The organism is Brucella grignonensis, from assembly GCF_002252505.1.
In the GTDB taxonomy this organism is placed as follows: Bacteria; Pseudomonadota; Alphaproteobacteria; order Rhizobiales; family Rhizobiaceae; genus Brucella; species Brucella grignonensis.
Genome location: NZ_NNRL01000061.1, coordinates 1 through 457 on the forward strand (window position 1 = coordinate 1; position 457 = coordinate 457).

Genomic DNA, 457 nt, shown 5'->3' on the forward strand with positions numbered 1-457 from the left:
TCGCAGCACGGCGTGAGGTCATGCCCAATGTCGAACACTGGTCACACAAGGGATTGAACAACCGCGCCGAAAACTCCCATTTGCCTTTGCGAAAACGGGAGCGAATGGTGCAGCGGTTTCGCTCGCCAGGCGCGCTGCAACGCTTCACAAGCATCTTTTCAGCGGTTCGAAATCTGTTCGTGCCGCCTCCTTCCAAACACACGGCCAGTGCCATCCGTCTACATCGTCTCCGGGCGATCGCACAGTGGAAGGCGCTCACCGGGGCGGCCGTCTGAACCAAATGTCATACCGAATGGCGTCTCGGAGAAGTTAACCTGACATCACCGCTTGTAGAGCAGGATCGCCTTGCTCATCCACGGAACCGGTCTTGCGCGGTCAAACGGATTGAGAGCGGCTCGGCCTCATCCCAGCGGTAGATATCCTGGCGCAAATAGGAGAGCTCTTCATCATAAAGTCG

At 57.3% G+C, this 457-nt stretch carries 1 protein-coding gene; it reads left to right on the forward strand.

The genetic code is table 11. The annotated features are described in order from the left end of the window. Positions 1 to 275: DDE-type integrase/transposase/recombinase (locus CEV33_RS00820; RefSeq protein WP_141211528.1), on the forward strand; the 275-nt coding region annotated here is incomplete at its 5' end. Positions 276 to 457: the final 182 nt, after the last annotated feature.